This is a genomic window from Shewanella decolorationis S12 (assembly GCF_000485795.1).
Lineage (GTDB): Bacteria > Pseudomonadota > Gammaproteobacteria > Enterobacterales > Shewanellaceae > Shewanella > Shewanella decolorationis.
The window spans coordinates 55,148-71,262 of sequence record NZ_AXZL01000072.1 but is presented as its reverse complement, the minus strand read 5'-3'; the positions used below and the strand labels follow the sequence as shown (position 1 = coordinate 71,262).

Genomic DNA, 16,115 nt, shown 5'->3' with positions numbered 1-16,115 from the left:
ACAGTTTGGCCGCCAAGTCAGTAAAGGAACCTAGGTTGAATTTTCTATTATCTAGCAGCAGTAAACGTCGCGCTTATCGCTGGCATCAGGGATTAACCCTACTGGCCCTCAGCAGCATTAGCACCTTTTGCGCTATGGCAGCATCAGTAATCAGCACTCAAGCAACCGCGTTGGATTCAGTGGCGGCTAAAACCCTGCTTGCCAATCCAAATGTGGCCGAAGGCGAAATCCTGCCAGCCCATAACAATGCTGAGCAAGCAAATAAGTTTAAACCCGTTGTTTATCAAATTTTTACCCGACTCTATGGCAATAAAAACACCACCAATAAACCTTGGGGCACGATTCGCGAAAACGGTGTGGGTAAATTTAATGATATTGATGATACTGCACTCAAAAGTATCAAAGACTTAGGTGTTACCCATGTGTGGTATACGGGTGTACCCCACCACGCCCTAATTGGCGATTACAGTGCAATTGGCGTTAGTAACGATGATCCCGATGTGGTTAAGGGCCGCGCCGGTTCGCCCTATGCGGTTAAAGATTATTACAACGTAAACCCCGATTTAGCGGTCGATCCCACCAAGCGTTTACAGGAGTTTCAGGCACTTATCGAGCGCACCCACAAGCAAGGCTTAAAGGTGATTATCGATATAGTGCCTAACCATGTGGCACGTAATTACCATTCCATCACTAAGCCAGATGACCTGCGCGATTTTGGTGAAGACGATAATCAAACCCTTGAATATGCAAAGCATAATAACTTTTACTATGTGACTGATAAACAGCAATCCTCTGGCTTTCAAGTGCCCGATTTGCCTGATAGCCTCAAACCGTTAGGCGGCGAGTCGCATCCCCTAAGTGATGGTCAATTTAAGGAAATCCCCGCCAAATGGACGGGCAATGGCTCACGCCTTGCTAAGCCGGATATGAACGACTGGTATGAAACCGTTAAAATAAATTACGGTGTCCGCCCCGATGGCAGCCATGATTTCCCCGCACTGCCACCAGGTTATGCCAATCTCGGCGCCGAGCAGCACTACGCATTTTGGCAGCAACATAGTCATGAATTACCTAACTCTTGGATCAAATTCAATCAAATTGCCCAGTATTGGTTAGCGATGGGAGTCGATGGATTTCGTTACGATATGGCCGAAATGGTGCCCGTCGAATTTTGGAGCTATTTAAATAGTCATATAAAACATAGTCATCCAGAAGCTTTTATCTTAGCCGAGGTCTATAACCCCGCGCTGTATCGCGATTATATTGAGCTCGGCAAAATGGACTACCTCTACGACAAGGTCGATCTTTACGACACCCTCAAAGCCATTATGGCAGGACAAAAAAGTACCGCGCAGATCGCCGTAGATCAGGCCAAAGTGCAAGATATCGACTCGCATATGCTGCACTTTTTAGAAAACCACGACGAGCAGCGCATCGCCAATGCCGCCTTTTTAGGCGCCTTAACTGGTAACTCCTCGACAGATGCGGTCGATCCCCGCTACGCCCTGCCCGCGATGGTGGTGTCTGCAACCTTAAGTACCTCACCCACCTTGATTTATTTTGGCCAAGAAGTCGGAGAAGCGGCGACACAAAACCTAGGCTTTGGCCATGCTTCGCGCACCAGTATTTTTGATTATGCGGGTGTTCCCGCCCATCAGCGCTGGATGAATCAAGGTAAATTTGATGGCGGCCAATCAACCGCCGCAGAAGTCGCGTTACACGCCTATTATCAAAAATTATTGAACCTCAGCACGGGGAAAAATGCGCCTGCACTCTTGGGGCAATATGACTCGCTGGATGCTGCCAACCGCAGCACGGAATCGGCTGCAAAGGCTAGCAATAAGGCTAACAATAAGACAAACAATGGCAGCGCGACGGGTTATGATGACTCAACCTTCGCCTTTATCCGCTTTGAAGCCAATACCGCCGATAACAAAGGTCAAAAGCTGATTATTGTCAGTAACTTTAGTCAAACCCAAACCAAGTCATTTTCTCTTAAACTGCCTCAAGCTCTGATTGCGCAATGGCAGTTAACCGATGCAAGCTATCCGCTTAAGGATTTGCTGGAAGACCATGAGGCGCAGTTGGTTGTCGAACAAGGCGAAGGACAAGTTAAATTGCAGCTAGCGCCTCTCTCCTCAGCCATTTTTGAACTCGCCCATTAGCCAGATAAGGTAAGATAAAGATCAGAGATCAGCACCAGAGTCACACACCGTTGTGACTCTGGCTTTTTTAAAACACACTAGCGTAAACATCAGTTAAACATCACAGAGGCAAGCCATGTTACTCGGCATTCACCATGCAGCGATTATTTGCAGTAACTATCAAAAGTCCAAACACTTTTATGTGACGATTCTTGGCCTTAGCGTGCTGGCAGAGCATTATCGTGAGGCACGCCAGTCCTACAAACTCGATTTACAACTGCCCGATATGAGCCAAATCGAGTTGTTTTCCTTCGACAATCCTCCCAAGCGCCCTAGCTATCCCGAAGCCTGCGGTCTTAGGCACCTTGCCTTTCGCGTCGCATCGATTGAAACGGCGATCGAGCATCTTACGGCCCATGATATCGCCGTCGAACCCGTCCGCATCGACGAATACACAGGCAAAAAGTTCACCTTCTTTAGCGACCCCGACGGCTTACCCTTAGAGTTATATGAGCTATAACCTGAATCCTCAATGTATTAAAAATGTAAATAAAACAGCGCACTAAAATAGCGTATTCACGCAACGAATAAGATGAATAAAGCTTAATTACGCCAAGGGAGTTTTAGCAGTAGACTCAATGAAGCGGCGCAGCACTAGCTCATCGTTTGACCAAGATGGCTGAGTAAAAGGCTGGAGCTTACCAAGGCTAATCACAGAGGAGCTCAAGGTGTTTGATAACCCAACATTATTGTTATGGAGTTTAGTCTTTGGCCTCTTTGGTCTTGGCTTTTTCACCTACGGCAAGCGCCAAGCCGCCCCTATCCCTCTGGCCGTCGGCCTCACCCTGATGATTTACCCCTATTTTGTCACCAATCTCGCACTACTTATCGCTATCGGCATCGCCCTTATCGCACTCCCCTATTTTGTAAGGATATGATTTTTAAGTAGTAGAAATACTCAAAGCCAGAAATGCGTTGAATGAAGGGCAGGATTAGAACAGATAATTGAATTAAATTCGGGCCCGACAGTGAGGCGAGCCATGATGTTTGCTCATCGACACGCAGCGAGTCCATCCTTGGATGCTCGACCGCCCCGTCCGTGGGGCGGACGGTCGTCTCGCTAATCATCATGGCTCACCTGTTTAGCAGCGGCGTAATCTGTTGTTTTTAAAGAAATACAGAACAGTTTGAGGACAATTTCAATTTAGTTTTTTTTGCTAACTTAGCAATTCATGAGTAACTTCACTTATGAAAAATCACCTAATTTACTGCCTAATTCCGATGATTCAGATCACTATTTAACGTATCTATATCTGAGACATTTTCTGATAGTGTTCAGGATAACCCGTGATTTCGAATAATAACCTTAAACCTTCTCTAAACGCCTCATAATCAAACTCTTTAAAATCAATAATATTCTGACCAAGTGAGTGTGATTCTCGGTTTATATATCGAATGAAAGCCTGATACTTCACTTCTTGAAGCTCTTGTTTTTGCATTACGTTGCTCAAATCTGATTTCTGCACAAAGTTAAAGAAGTATTCAACTACGTTTCTCATACAGTTTGCAATCAAAGCAGCAGGTTGATCCTTGTCATTAATCACTGACCAGTATGATTGATAGTCATTCTGTACTTCTTCATACTTCATCGTTTCAATCGTTGTGCCTTTCGTATTTTTAGATAATCGATACAGCGATTGGTTTTTTGCTCTGCGGTTGTGATTTGAATCAACAAGTTCATAAAAGAAGTAAAGACTGTGCGTGAGGACAAAAACTTGCTCCACGCCGTCAGCATTGAAGAAATCGTTCTTTATGAGCTGCCCGATATTGTAAACAAAGATATGAGACAAGCTTGAAACTGGATCGTCAATTACCGCAATTTTTTTAACGTGTGCCTCATCAGCCGTTTGTTTACCTTTAAACAATTCTCGGAAGTACAAAAAGCTAATAATCATCTTTTCACCCTCGGACAACGATAAAAAGATTGGTCCCTCTGTTCCAGTTCTTACAAGTCGATATAGGGCTTTTTCGTGCTTCTCAATATGAAAATCAGTAATCCCAATATCAACAAGGCCTTTATTGATATTTTTAATCGAATCGTCAATGTTAACTGTTTGTTTTTGTTGCTCGGTTCGTTCAGCTTCGAGTTGAACTATCTCAGTATCGACATTTTCCTTATCTGCTTTCCACTTGATTATTTTGTCATTACTGTCTTTTTTGCTTGATTCATACCCTTTTATGGTCTGATCGTATTCCCAACGAACGATTTTCCAAAACTCGTCTTTAATACGTTTCAATTCTTGCGTTGAATTAGCAATTTTTTGGTTGTGAATGCCGATGCTGGCATTAACAGCATCCACATGTTTATTAAAAGAGGCAACGTGCTCACTAAGTTCTTCCAACTCAACTTTCAGGCTTGGCGTTTGCTCTTTTTTCTGAACTTTGAGTAAATTGGATTTTAATGTTCCAGCAATTGACGCATAAGATTCTGTCATTTCTGCAAGGAACTCGATAGAAAAAGGCGATGTCTTGTAGATTTCTAAATCAGTAAGAGAATCAACTATCTTTTGGTATTTTGTAAGTATTTTGCCTATATTCTGCTTACTTTCTTCATACGTCTCATCAAAGTAGTCTTTGATCTGCGCGATTAACTGAGGCGTAATCGTCTTAGACTGGCAAAACGGACACGTTTCATCTTCAATATCATCAAGATACTGCAAACCATCACTAACCCAGTCAGAGTTTTTCAACTGATTAATCAGTTTTGCGATTGGGCTATCTTCATTACCAATCACTATTTCTTTGAGTAGTTCTAATTCCTCTGGTAAAAGCTCTGATAATGAAATCTTTGGTAAGACGATGTAAGTAGTGGCTTTATCACCATCAATTGCAGTAACTTCCTCTTTAAGCTGTTCAATCGTTTTAACTGGTTTAACGGTTGGCAAAGGGACAGAAACAAGATGATCGAACAGAACGGTTTTGTCCCCCATTAACCGTTCAAGGCAAAATTTCAGAACGCGATCACCACCAGAGTAGTTCGTCTTTATTTCCCAGGCCTTTTTTTCTGCCGTATCTTTCGCTTTCTTCAAAGCACCAATTTCTTTGTCAATGTCAGCTTGGTAGCCCTTGCTTTTTTCACTCAGTTGGTCAATATCTTTGCCAAGCTGCTCTACCTTTTCCTTAGCTTCTTTGTTCTCTTTGGATAGGCTAAAAATACCATTAATAGAATCTTTGGAATAAAAGTTATCTTGAATAAACTTCTGATTATAAACAAGAACCTTACACCCATCGTTTGTGTAAGAACAGTCTTTATATTTAGGATCATCGGCCGCATAAAAATAGTTTGAGAATGTACTTTTTCCAGTACCATTTAAGCCATAAATGATGTTTACTTTTTTATCTGTATTGAGAGTTGTTGTGTTTCGGTAACTTGCTACATCACCAAGGTTTATTTGTGTAATCATATTCTGCCTATACCAACTGGAAATTGAAATTATTAGTAATGTTGATTTGAAACAACCATTGATGTGCCACAGATATCATATCCACTTTTAGATTGAGGAAAAGTATGTCAAATAACGGCTCAGTAAGGCGGTAAATTAATTAGGTGTAAATTAAAAAGGGAAAAAGCTTTTCGCAGAATTAACCGTGTCATGGCTAGTTAAGATTGTCATCAATACAGCAGTTCTTAACGGCATAAATATCATCCTAACTAACCTTCCCTATCCCACCTTCCCTATCTGACTAAATAGGCTCAAACCAATCAACTCAACTATTCTCGGCAGATAGTTAAACGGCGAAGTGCAAATATGCCCAGTAGCGAGAGCATTAATAGGGATAAACTGCCACCGCCGCTATAACCTTGTTTATGTTCTATGGTCGCAATATGTTCTTCTTTCACACGGGTTTTAAAGCGGGCTAATTCAGCGTCTAAGTTAGTGATCATATCGTTTACCGCTAGTTCAAAGCCTTCGGTGGATTTTTCACGTAGCACGTTGGTGACGCTCACCGCGGTTGACGTGTCGGTCAGTTGGTTGATGCCGGGCGCCCTAAACAACATTTTTTGGCTGCGCATATCAAATACAGCGGTATCGACAAAGGTTTGGATCGCGTTTTCATTGCCGGGCACCATATACATGCCGACTATGGTCCAATACAGCAGTGAAGCCTTATTCTCGCTGCTTTGTAGCAGTTGATCATAAGACACCAGTGCCATCACATCGACATCATGTAAGCGGGCGACCTGCTGTAAGGTGCTAAAACCTTTGCCATTTTTAAGATAAGTGCTGGGGATTAATTCGATTCGATCAATAAAGTCATATTTAACAAATGACTGTTTCACTTTATCCAGCAAGGCGATTTGCGAGCTGCTATCGAGGGCTTCGTATTGCCAATGGGTGGAAGGTAAAAAGGCGATACCAACCGTGATGGGAAGACGCAGCACTGGGATACTAGGCTGCTGCGCCTCACGCTGCTTATCGTCGGGATAGAGATATTCAACCAGACTGCTGGAAACCACGTTTTTTTCGGTGGTGTTACCGTTAAAAAAAGCACTGCAACCACCAAGCAAGATGCTAATCGATGCCAGCGCGCCCACAAGCGCTATGAATTTTGTCTTCATCTGTTTCCCTACCGTATCCTTACTGCGCACAGGCCGTGCAACCCGTGCATATTGCCGCTACCTTAGCGAGTCACTGCTGTAAAAACAAGCCGTTAACTTCACATATCGCGCTTTTGTATGGGTTTTTAAATGCATAGAAACAACAAAGCCGCATCGGAATGCGGCTTTGGCTTAGATGATTAAAATAATGAGTTGCGCAAATTCATCTGCTTAGGCGTATTTACGCACTTTTTTCAACGCGATTTGCTGCTTTAATGCCGATAAATGTTCGATAAACACTTTACCGTGTAAATGGTCGATTTCGTGTTGTAAAACAATGGCTAAAAAGTCATCGGTTTCGATTTCAATCGCTTTGCCTTGTCTATCTAAGGCGGTGACTTTGACCTTTTCAAAACGGCTCACTTTGGCGCGATAGCCGGGGATAGAAAGACAGCCTTCTTCACCCACATATTCGCCTGACTTTTCAACAATCTCTGGATTAATCAGCACTAAGGGTTGGTCACGATTTTCGGATAAATCGATCACAATCACTGCATCTGTACTGCCCACTTGGGTCGAGGCCAGACCGATACCATCGTCGGTGTGGTACATGGTTTCGATTAAATCATCGATAAATCCCTGAATCGATTCAATGTCTTTTACGGGTTGTGCTTTGCGCTTTAGACGCTCATCGGGAATTGTCAGAATATCGAGTACAGCCATGACTGTTTCATCTCTTAGTGAGTCAAAAAATTTGGCGCTATTATGAACTATTCCTGTGTTTTCTCAATATTCAAAACTAAATAGTTTAATAAAAATCATTACAATCGATTTTTTAGATTTAAATTGTAGCAGTATCAGCCGTTCGCTGTTTCACTTAGGCGGTAATTAACGCTACACTGGCTAACCTCTTTTATGGTTTTATTTGGCATCATCATGCGGTTTGCAAAAGATAAATCCCCACTTTATCGCTACTTAGAGCAAGATAAGGCCGTCACGTCAGACGAAACGAGCAACACGCAAGAGATACAAAACACCCTCTCGCCGATGGCGAAGATTTGGCATATTGTCGCGATGATCCCGCCAGGTAAAGTCAGCAGTTACGGCAAGGTGGCCGATTTTGCTGGTTTACCCGGGCGCGCCCGCTATGTGTCGAAGGCACTTAAATCCGCCCCCGAACATTTGTCACTTCCTTGGCATAGAGTACTCAACAGCCAAGGGAAAATATCCTTCGAAAAGCATTCAGTCTCCTTTCAGGAACAGATGGAATTATTGCGTATTGAAGGCGTTACAGTGAACTGTGGCAAAGTAGACTTGTCTGAGTTTGAGTGGCAACCGGATATGGCAACCTTAGTGATGTCAATCCCCTTCTAGTTTAATATATTGATCTATAAACTGTTTACACCCGATATAGCCTCAGCTATAAACAATTAAGCGTGACAGTTTAGCCAATGGGATAAGCGGTGTTAGCCGCAATCTGTTTGCGATATAAAGGAGCATTACTTGCGCACAATTCCAACGTTATTCGTGAGTCTCGCACTCACCCACAGCGTATTTGCGATGGCGGCGCCAACGCCTTTAACGCCTCAAACTGCTGAATATCAAGTTAATTATGGTGATATTGAGTTGGGTAAGGCCAAGTATCAACTGCCCGCCATCGAGGATGGCGTTTATAAATATCGCTTTGACAGCGACCTTAGCCTGTTATTACTCACCGATGTGCGCCATGTACTGAGTGAATTTGGCCAAGAGGGTAATCAATTATTACCCATGCGCTATTTACATGAGCGTAAAGGTGTTGGCCCGAACTTTGTCGAGCAAACCGCCTTTGCCAAGGCTCAGGGGATGATCCACACCCGTTATAAGGATGAAAAAGGCAAATTCCCCTTTGAAGGCGATATTTTCGACCCTTTAATGGTGCAGCTGCAGTTTCGTCTCGATATCAGCGCTGGTAAAGAAGTGCTTGATTATAAGATGGTTAAATCCAACGAGATCGATGAATACAAGTTCCATGTGATTGGTAAGGAACGGATGACAATTGAAAGCGGCAGCTACGATACGGTCAAAATTGAGGTTGTGCGTGACAATCACAAACGCCAAACCTTCTTTTGGATGGCGCCGGATCTAGCCTACCTGCCCGTTCGTCTTACGCACTTTGAAAAAGGCAGCAAACAGCTGGATATCAAACTGCTGAATTATCACTTCGACGATGTGCCAGTTGCAGTCACGCCCGCAGCCGTTGAAGCCGCTGCCGATAAAACCGAAATTCCGACTGAGCAGAAAGTGCCTAAGCTTTTAGGCACAGGCGCTAATTAAATTAGTTAAGTGTTTATGGCTGATAAGACGAATTGAGTGCTGCTTCTAAGATGCAGTAACAACGCAGCACAAAACACAAAAGGCCAAACGTGAGTGACTCCGTTTGGCCTTTTTGTCTCTGATTTAATGCCATCAAAGTAGAACAACAGTGACAGTGCCCCGATTACACATCGATAAGCAGCTCACCTAAGCGGAACAACTTCCAATTACCGGGTTGCATGACATGCCAGTTTTCATTTTCAGTCAGTGGCCGAGTGGCAATCACGGTGACAACGTCGTGCGGTGTGGTTTCTTTATCAAAATCAATAACCACATCGGTATCAATTAATTTTGCCTTACCGAAGGGCGCTCTGCGGGTGATATAGCAAAGATTATTACTGCAGTAGCTCATCAGATATTCGCCATCACTGAGGATCATATTAAACACCCCAAGGGCGCGGATTTGTTCGGCAAGCGCTGCAACAAATTTAAATACGGCTTGCATATCGTCGGGGCGATGGTCGCCAAACTTGGCCGCGATTTGCTCTAATATCCAGCAGAAAGCCAACTCGCTGTCGGTATCGCCAACACTCTGATAACGGGACACCTGAAACTTCGACTGATAGTCGCTTAACTGGCCATTGTGAGCATAGGTCCAATAACGCCCCCACAACTCGCGGGTAAATGGGTGGGTATTTTCAAGCGAGACACAGCCGCGATTAGCTTGGCGAATATGGCTTATCACCACCTCGCTTTTAATTGGATAAGATTTGATCAACTTTGCAATGTGCGACTCACTACTCGGGCAAGCATCTTTAAAAGTACGGCTGCCACGACCCTCATAGAAAGTGATCCCCCAACCGTCAACATGGGGCCCAGTGACGCCACCACGCTGTGCTAACCCTGTAAAACTAAACACAATATCGGTCGGCACATTGGCGCTCATCGCCAGTAACTCACACATATTTCTCGCCTTTCTTAATCCAAATATCCACGGTTTTGCATTGTAACTAGTTGATGACATTTGTGGAATGATCAAAGGTGACAAAAAATTTAAACAATTGTTTGAAAAATACTTGTATTAAAACGGCCTTAGGTTTAACTTTTATGCGACACAGGTCAGACCACAAACTATAATTGTGATCGCAATCAACAAAACTCGTTATGACCTGTGATTGGCACTCGGTCATGATTAAGGAGAAATACAGTGACTACCCTACTTTGGCTCATCGCCATGATATTAGTGCTAGGAGCCCTAGCTTACCTTCGGGTATCTTTGCTCACTGCCACTATTGCAGCCGCTGTTGTGATGACAGCCGGATGGACACTCGATGTTGTCGGCCCTATCTCTTGGATTATCTTCCTGGTGATCGCGCTGCCCCTCAATATCAGTGCATTTAGACAAAATGTTATCAGTCGCCCACTGATGAAGATGTACCGTGGCATCATGCCCGAAATGTCTTCTACCGAAAAAGAAGCGATTGAAGCCGGTACCACTTGGTGGGAAGCCGATCTGTTTGCGGGTAACCCAAACTGGAAAAAACTCCACAACTACCCTGTCGCTCGTTTAAGTGCCGATGAGCAAGCCTTCTTAGACGGTCCAGTGGAAGAAGTGTGCCGTATGGTGAATCAACACCAGGTATCACACCAACTGGCTGATTTACCGGCTGAAGTATGGCAATACCTGAAAGATCACGGCTTCTTCGCCATGATCATCAAGAAAAAATACGGCGGTTTAGAGTACTCAGCCTACGCCCAATCACGCGTACTGCAAAAACTTGCTGGCATTAGCAGCGAACTGGCATCCACTGTAGGTGTACCTAACTCCTTAGGCCCTGGTGAACTGTTACAACACTATGGTACGCCTGAGCAGCAAAACTATTACCTGCCACGTTTAGCCAAAGGTTTAGAAGTGCCTTGTTTTGCGTTAACTAGTCCTGAGGCGGGTAGCGATGCGGGTTCTATCCCTGACTTTGGTATCGTATGTAAAGGTCAATGGGAAGGCGAAGAAGTATTAGGTATGCGCTTAACTTGGAACAAGCGTTATATCACCCTCGCCCCAGTTGCCACTGTATTAGGTCTGGCATTTAAGCTGCGTGACCCTGATCACCTGTTAGGCGACAAAGAAGAGCTGGGCATTACCTGCGCGCTTATTCCAACAGACGTTGAAGGCGTTGAAACTGGTCGTCGCCACTTCCCGCTGAACTGTATGTTCCAAAACGGTCCTACTCGCGGTAAAGACGTGTTCGTGCCATTAAGCTTTATCATCGGTGGTCCGAAAATGGCTGGCCAAGGCTGGCGTATGCTGGTTGAGTGTTTGTCTGTTGGCCGTGGTATCACGCTGCCATCAAACTCTGCCGGTGGCGTGAAAACAGCCGCTCTGGCAACAGGTGCCTATGCGCGTATTCGTCGTCAATTCAAACTGCCTATTGGTAAGTTAGAAGGGATTGAAGAGCCAATGGCACGCATCGGTGGTAACGCGTATCTGATGGATGCAGTGACCTCATTAACCACTACAGGTATCGACTTAGGTGAAAAACCTTCGGTTATCTCGGCTATCGTCAAATATCACCTGACCGATCGTATGCAGAAATGTGTTATCGATGCCATGGATATCCACGGTGGTAAGGGTGTGTGTTTAGGCCCTAACAACTACTTAGGTCGTGGCTATCAGGCGGCTCCGATTGCGATTACCGTTGAAGGTGCAAACATCCTCACACGTTCGATGATCATCTATGGTCAAGGCGCTATCCGTTGTCATCCTTATGTATTGGCCGAAATGGAGTCAGCGTTCGATACTGAGTCTGGCCAAGGCTTAGCCAACTTCGATGCGGCCATCTTCGGTCACATTGGTTTTGCAACCAGTAACTTTGTCCGTAGCTTCTGGTTAGGTCTGACATCAAGCCGTTTCTCTAACGCGCCATATTCAGATAAAACCAAGCGTTATTATCAACATATGAACCGTTTCAGTGCCAACTTAGCCCTGCTGTCAGACTTAGCCATGGCAACCTTAGGCGGTAACTTAAAACGTAAAGAGCGTATTTCTGCCCGCTTAGGCGATCTGTTAAGCCAGTTATACCTCGCTTCTGCGACCTTAAAACGTTACCAAGATGAAGGCCGTCAAACTGACGATCTACCACTGGTACAATGGGCTGTTGAAGATGCGCTGTACAAGTTACAGGCTTCATTAGACGATTTACTGGATAACTTCCCTATGGGTCTAGGCGGCGTATTACGTGCCATCATGTTCCCATTCGGCCGTCCACTGAAACGTCCAAGCGATGTGTTAGACCATAAAGTGGCCAAGATCATGCAAACCCCATGTGAAAGCCGTGATCGTTTAGGTAAAGGTCAGTTCTGGACTAACTCTGAGCACAATGCTGTGGGTATCCAAGAGCAAACCCTGAAGGATATTCTGGCCGCCGAACCTTTATTCGACAAAGTCTGTAAGGCTAGTGGCAAGCGTTTACCTTTCATGTGGTTAGATAAAGTTGCCGCTGAAGGTAAAGCCTTAGGTGTATTGAGCGACAGCGAAGTAGAACTGTTGGAACGTGCCGAAATCGGCCGTATGAAGTCTATCAATGTGGATGACTTTGACCCAGCAGAGCTGCGCCCTGAAGTCGTCGCAACGACGTCACAGGAACGCGCCGCTTAATAGCGAAGCTGTATTAGCTGAGCTGTACTAACTAAGCCCATCTATGTCCCGTCCTGAAATAAGTTGACACTTATTTCCACCTAAAACGCCTGATGAACCTCATCGGGCGTTTTGTATTTTAAGGCCAAATGGGGCCGTCGTTGATTATAAATGGCAACAGCTTCTGTCACCATCTGTCGTGCATCCTCCAGCGTTGCGGGTTTATGAGTTAAAAACTCCTGCTTCAATATGCCGTTTACTCGCTCTGCTAACGCATTTTGGTAGCAGTCATATCCGTCTGTCATTGAGCATGTTACACCATGTTGTGCGTGAACCGCTTGATACGCTTTGGAGCAGTACTGTATCCCTCGGTCTGAGTGGTGTATCAGCGGTTTACTTTTATCTTGTCGCTGTCTCAGCGCCCGTTTGTAGGCGGTTAGCACAGCATCTGTTTTAAGATTATCATCAACATGATAGCCCACAATTTTTCGTGACCAAGCATCGGTCACCAAGCTTAAATAAGCTTCATTATCTTGCAGTGGCAGATAGGTAATATCCGCCACCCAGACTTGCTCTGAGCGAGTGATGTTCACTTGTTGCTCACTGGGTTTAAGCAAGTTGGGATGACACCTAAATCGATGGTGGCTGTTGGTCGTTTTGTGGTACGCCCGCTTAGGCGTAACCAACAAACGATGCGCTCTGAGACAGCGAAATAACCGGTCTCTCCCAATCAGTATTTGATGCGATTTCTTGAGTAAATACTGTAGCTTGCGTGTACCTATTCGTGGTTGAAACAACCGTTCATATTGTACCGTTTGCAACACCTGTTGCTCCCTTTGCTCCCATGCTTTTTGCCGCTGACCTTGCTGATAATACGCCTGGCGACTGATACCAAGGTAGCGGCAGCATTGAGTGACGCGATAACCTACGGTCGTTTTTTCCTGGAGCGTTTTGCACGTGGCTTTTTTACGACGGATATCCCGTAGTCTGTTCTGAGTTTCTCGACAATGGCTTCGAAGAACGCAGCTTTCATGCGGGTATCTTCGAGTTCGGCTTCGAGGGCTTTTATCTTTTGCTCGGGAGTGAGCGTGGTGGGTTCAGTCATCAACTGTCCTCGCCTTGATGTAGAGGGTGTCCCTTGGGACCAATCCAGTTTGCCATGCTTGCGTAACCACACTAGCACGGTAGAACAACCTTGAATACCGTACTTGTCTTGAGCCTGCTTATAGGTCAGTTCGCCTTTTTCCACTTGGTCGACAACTGCCAATTTAAAAGCGAGGGAATAATCGCGTTGAGTTCGTTTAATTGTTGAAGTCATTACACTCTCCAAAATGAGTTTGAAAAGTGTCAACGCTATTTAGGACTGGTCAACGTTAAAAATAAAAAGGCCTTGCTAAGCAAGGCCTTTTTATTGGTTTATCGCTGCCAATTAGTGGTTGCGGTCAACAGAGATTTTTGCCAGCGAAATTAATGCGGTTTTGAAGTCACTGTCGGGTAATACCGCCAATGCTGCAATCGCCTTGTTGGATTCTTCAATGGCTTTTTGCTGAGTGTAAGTGAGCGCGCCGCAGTGATGCAGAGCTGCAACAATTTTCTCAATGGCGTGGGTGCCATCACCTTGCTCAATCGCTTGACGAATGAGTTGCTGTTCTTCTTCTGTGCCATGGGCAATGGCATAAATCAGCGGTAAGGTTGGCTTACCTTCGGCGAGGTCATCACCGATGTTTTTACCTAACTCTTCACTGTCGGCGGTGTAGTCGAGCAAATCGTCGGTGAGCTGGAAGGCTGTACCTAAAAACTTACCATAGTCGCCCAATGCGGCTTCTTGCTCGGGTGTGGCGCCGGCTAATACGGCGGCCAGTAACGTGGCGGCTTCGAATAGCTTAGCGGTCTTACAATAAATCACCCGCATATAGCTTTCTTCGGTAGTATCTGGGTCATTACAGTTCATTAGCTGTAATACTTCGCCCTCAGCCAATACGTTGGTGGTGTCGGCTAATACACGTAATACGCGCATGCTGTCGAGTTCGGTCATCATTTGGAATGAGCGGGTATAAAGAAAATCACCCACTAATACACTGGCGCTGTTACCAAAAAGAGCATTGGCGGTTTCGCGGCCGCGTCTGAGGGTCGATTCATCGACCACATCATCGTGCAATAATGAAGCGGTATGAATAAATTCAATAATCGCGGCAAGCTTAAGGTGGGCTTCACCTTGGTAGTCGACGGCGCGTGCTGCGAGGACGGACAGTAAAGGACGAAGACGTTTACCACCACCATTAATAATGTAGAAACCTAACTGGTTTATCAGGGCGACATCTGACTCCAGCTGTTTATAGATCAGCTGATTGACTGCTTGCATATCAGTGTCAGCCAGTTGACGAATAGCGTTTAAATCCATAATAGACTCTGGTTGTGGGGCCATTACGTACCCGGCCTCTATTTTAGGCTCACGTGTTATATAGAATGAATTTTACCTAAAATTCCGACATATGACAGTACTCACACTACTAATGTGCGAGTTATTCCGGCCTTTTTTTATTCTTTCCTAATTAGGGCTTGCCAGATAAGGATTCTTCGCGTAAACTCCGCGCCCATTGTCAATAAAGTTTTTGTAGCACCCTGCCTCCCATAGTGTGAGCCAGCGTGTTAGAAATATCGGAGTAAAATAGCTATGTACGCTGTTTTTCAAAGTGGTGGTAAACAACACCGTGTAGCCCCAGGGCACACAGTTCGTTTAGAAAAATTAGAAGTTGCTACTGGTTCAACTGTTGAATTCGATCAAGTACTACTGATCGCTGACGGTGAAAAAGTGCACGTTGGTGCTCCTTTAGTAGCTGGCGGTAAAGTCGTTGCTGAAGTAGTAAGTCATGGTCGTGGCGAGAAAGTAACTATCGTTAAGTTCCGTCGTCGTAAGCACCACGACAAGAAGTTGGGCCACCGTCAGTGGTTCACCGAAGTTAAAATTACTGCTATCAACGCATAATAGGAGTCTAACTCATGGCACATAAAAAAGCTGGCGGTTCTACTCGTAACGGCCGTGATTCAGAAAGTAAACGTCTTGGTGTTAAGCGCTTTGGCGGTGAATCAGTTCTAGCTGGTAACATTATCGTTCGTCAACGTGGTACTAAATTCCACGCTGGTGTAAACGTGGGTATTGGTCGTGACCACACTCTGTTTGCTCTGACTGACGGTAAAGTAAAATTCGAAGTTAAAGGTCCTAATAACCGTAAGTTTATTAGCATCGAAGCTTAATTTTCGAGTCTAGCTTATACTGTAAAGCCCCGCCATTGGTGGGGCTTTCTGTTTTTATGCTTCTATTTACCTGCGTTTCTGGTGAGTTTGGTAAATCTTTATCAAATTGAGGGCGTTGGCTGGTAAGATTGGGAGCAAGTATCTCGAGTTTTTTGGCGACCGATGAAGTTAAACGGTATAATTCCTT

General features: G+C 44.9%; 14 protein-coding genes. 8 read left to right on the top strand and 6 right to left on the bottom strand.

Going from position 1 to position 16,115, the window contains the following annotated elements:
• The first annotated feature begins 35 nt into the window (after window positions 1-35).
• From SHD_RS15460 to SHD_RS15450, 3 genes are all read left to right on the top strand, one after another.
• Complete coding sequence (locus SHD_RS15460) at window positions 36-2,165, top strand: alpha-amylase family protein (protein ID WP_039978525.1); 2,130 nt, start codon at window positions 36-38, stop codon at window positions 2,163-2,165.
• 115 nt (window positions 2,166-2,280) lie between these two features.
• The gene (gene gloA2, locus SHD_RS15455; RefSeq protein WP_023267963.1) at window positions 2,281-2,664 is read left to right on the top strand and encodes an SMU1112c/YaeR family gloxylase I-like metalloprotein; all 384 of its coding nucleotides are present in this window, start codon (window positions 2,281-2,283) and stop codon (window positions 2,662-2,664) included.
• Between the two features lie 208 nt (window positions 2,665-2,872).
• Window positions 2,873-3,082 carry a hypothetical protein gene (locus tag SHD_RS15450; protein WP_023267962.1) on the top strand — a complete coding sequence of 70 codons (210 nt, stop codon included), beginning with the start codon at window positions 2,873-2,875 and terminating at the stop codon, window positions 3,080-3,082.
• A 369-nt stretch (window positions 3,083-3,451) separates the two neighbouring features.
• On the opposite strand, the gene SHD_RS15445 is transcribed toward SHD_RS15450, so the two are convergent.
• The 3 genes from SHD_RS15445 to def form a co-directional block, all read right to left on the bottom strand.
• Window positions 3,452-5,608, bottom strand: a complete 2,157-nt coding sequence (locus tag SHD_RS15445) for an AAA family ATPase (RefSeq protein ID WP_023267961.1) — start codon at window positions 5,606-5,608, stop codon at window positions 3,452-3,454.
• Window positions 5,609-5,916: 308 nt separating this feature from the next.
• Window positions 5,917-6,765 carry a rhombotarget lipoprotein gene (gene rhlP / locus SHD_RS15440; protein ID WP_023267960.1) on the bottom strand — a complete coding sequence of 283 codons (849 nt, stop codon included), beginning with the start codon at window positions 6,763-6,765 and terminating at the stop codon, window positions 5,917-5,919.
• A 210-nt stretch (window positions 6,766-6,975) separates the two neighbouring features.
• Complete coding sequence (gene def / locus SHD_RS15435; RefSeq protein ID WP_023267959.1) at window positions 6,976-7,467, bottom strand: peptide deformylase; 492 nt, start codon at window positions 7,465-7,467, stop codon at window positions 6,976-6,978.
• Window positions 7,468-7,677: 210 nt separating this feature from the next.
• Between def and SHD_RS15430 the strand changes: the two genes are divergently transcribed.
• Together SHD_RS15430 and SHD_RS15425 are read left to right on the top strand one after the other, a co-directional pair.
• The gene (locus SHD_RS15430; RefSeq protein WP_152526561.1) at window positions 7,678-8,118 is read left to right on the top strand and encodes an MGMT family protein; all 441 of its coding nucleotides are present in this window, start codon (window positions 7,678-7,680) and stop codon (window positions 8,116-8,118) included.
• A 129-nt stretch (window positions 8,119-8,247) separates the two neighbouring features.
• Window positions 8,248-9,060 (top strand): DUF3108 domain-containing protein, encoded by an 813-nt coding sequence (locus SHD_RS15425; protein ID WP_039978524.1) that lies wholly within the window; start codon window positions 8,248-8,250, stop codon window positions 9,058-9,060.
• A 163-nt stretch (window positions 9,061-9,223) separates the two neighbouring features.
• On the opposite strand, the gene SHD_RS15420 is transcribed toward SHD_RS15425, so the two are convergent.
• Window positions 9,224-10,003, bottom strand: coding sequence for a class II glutamine amidotransferase (locus SHD_RS15420; RefSeq protein ID WP_039978523.1), 780 nt, complete (start codon window positions 10,001-10,003; stop codon window positions 9,224-9,226).
• A gap of 243 nt (window positions 10,004-10,246) precedes the next feature.
• Between SHD_RS15420 and fadE the strand changes: the two genes are divergently transcribed.
• On the top strand, window positions 10,247-12,694 hold the full coding sequence (gene fadE / locus SHD_RS15415; protein ID WP_039978522.1) for an acyl-CoA dehydrogenase FadE: 2,448 nt from the start codon (window positions 10,247-10,249) through the stop codon (window positions 12,692-12,694).
• Window positions 12,695-12,774: 80 nt separating this feature from the next.
• Here the strand turns inward: fadE and SHD_RS21655 are convergent.
• Both SHD_RS21655 and ispB read right to left on the bottom strand, forming a co-directional pair.
• Window positions 12,775-13,991 (bottom strand): IS3 family transposase gene (locus SHD_RS21655; RefSeq protein ID WP_152526558.1). Its coding sequence is split into 2 segments (ribosomal slippage): window positions 12,775-13,643 and window positions 13,643-13,991, totalling 1,218 coding nucleotides; the frame shifts between segments, so codons are not numbered across the junction.
• A gap of 111 nt (window positions 13,992-14,102) precedes the next feature.
• Window positions 14,103-15,074, bottom strand: a complete 972-nt coding sequence (gene ispB / locus SHD_RS15400) for an octaprenyl diphosphate synthase (RefSeq protein ID WP_039978538.1) — start codon at window positions 15,072-15,074, stop codon at window positions 14,103-14,105.
• A gap of 273 nt (window positions 15,075-15,347) precedes the next feature.
• Between ispB and rplU the strand changes: the two genes are divergently transcribed.
• The gene (gene rplU, locus SHD_RS15395) at window positions 15,348-15,659 is read left to right on the top strand and encodes a 50S ribosomal protein L21 (protein WP_011073451.1); all 312 of its coding nucleotides are present in this window, start codon (window positions 15,348-15,350) and stop codon (window positions 15,657-15,659) included.
• 14 nt (window positions 15,660-15,673) lie between these two features.
• On the top strand, window positions 15,674-15,928 hold the full coding sequence (gene rpmA, locus SHD_RS15390) for a 50S ribosomal protein L27 (RefSeq protein WP_007650346.1): 255 nt from the start codon (window positions 15,674-15,676) through the stop codon (window positions 15,926-15,928).
• Window positions 15,929-16,115 lie beyond the last annotated feature (187 nt).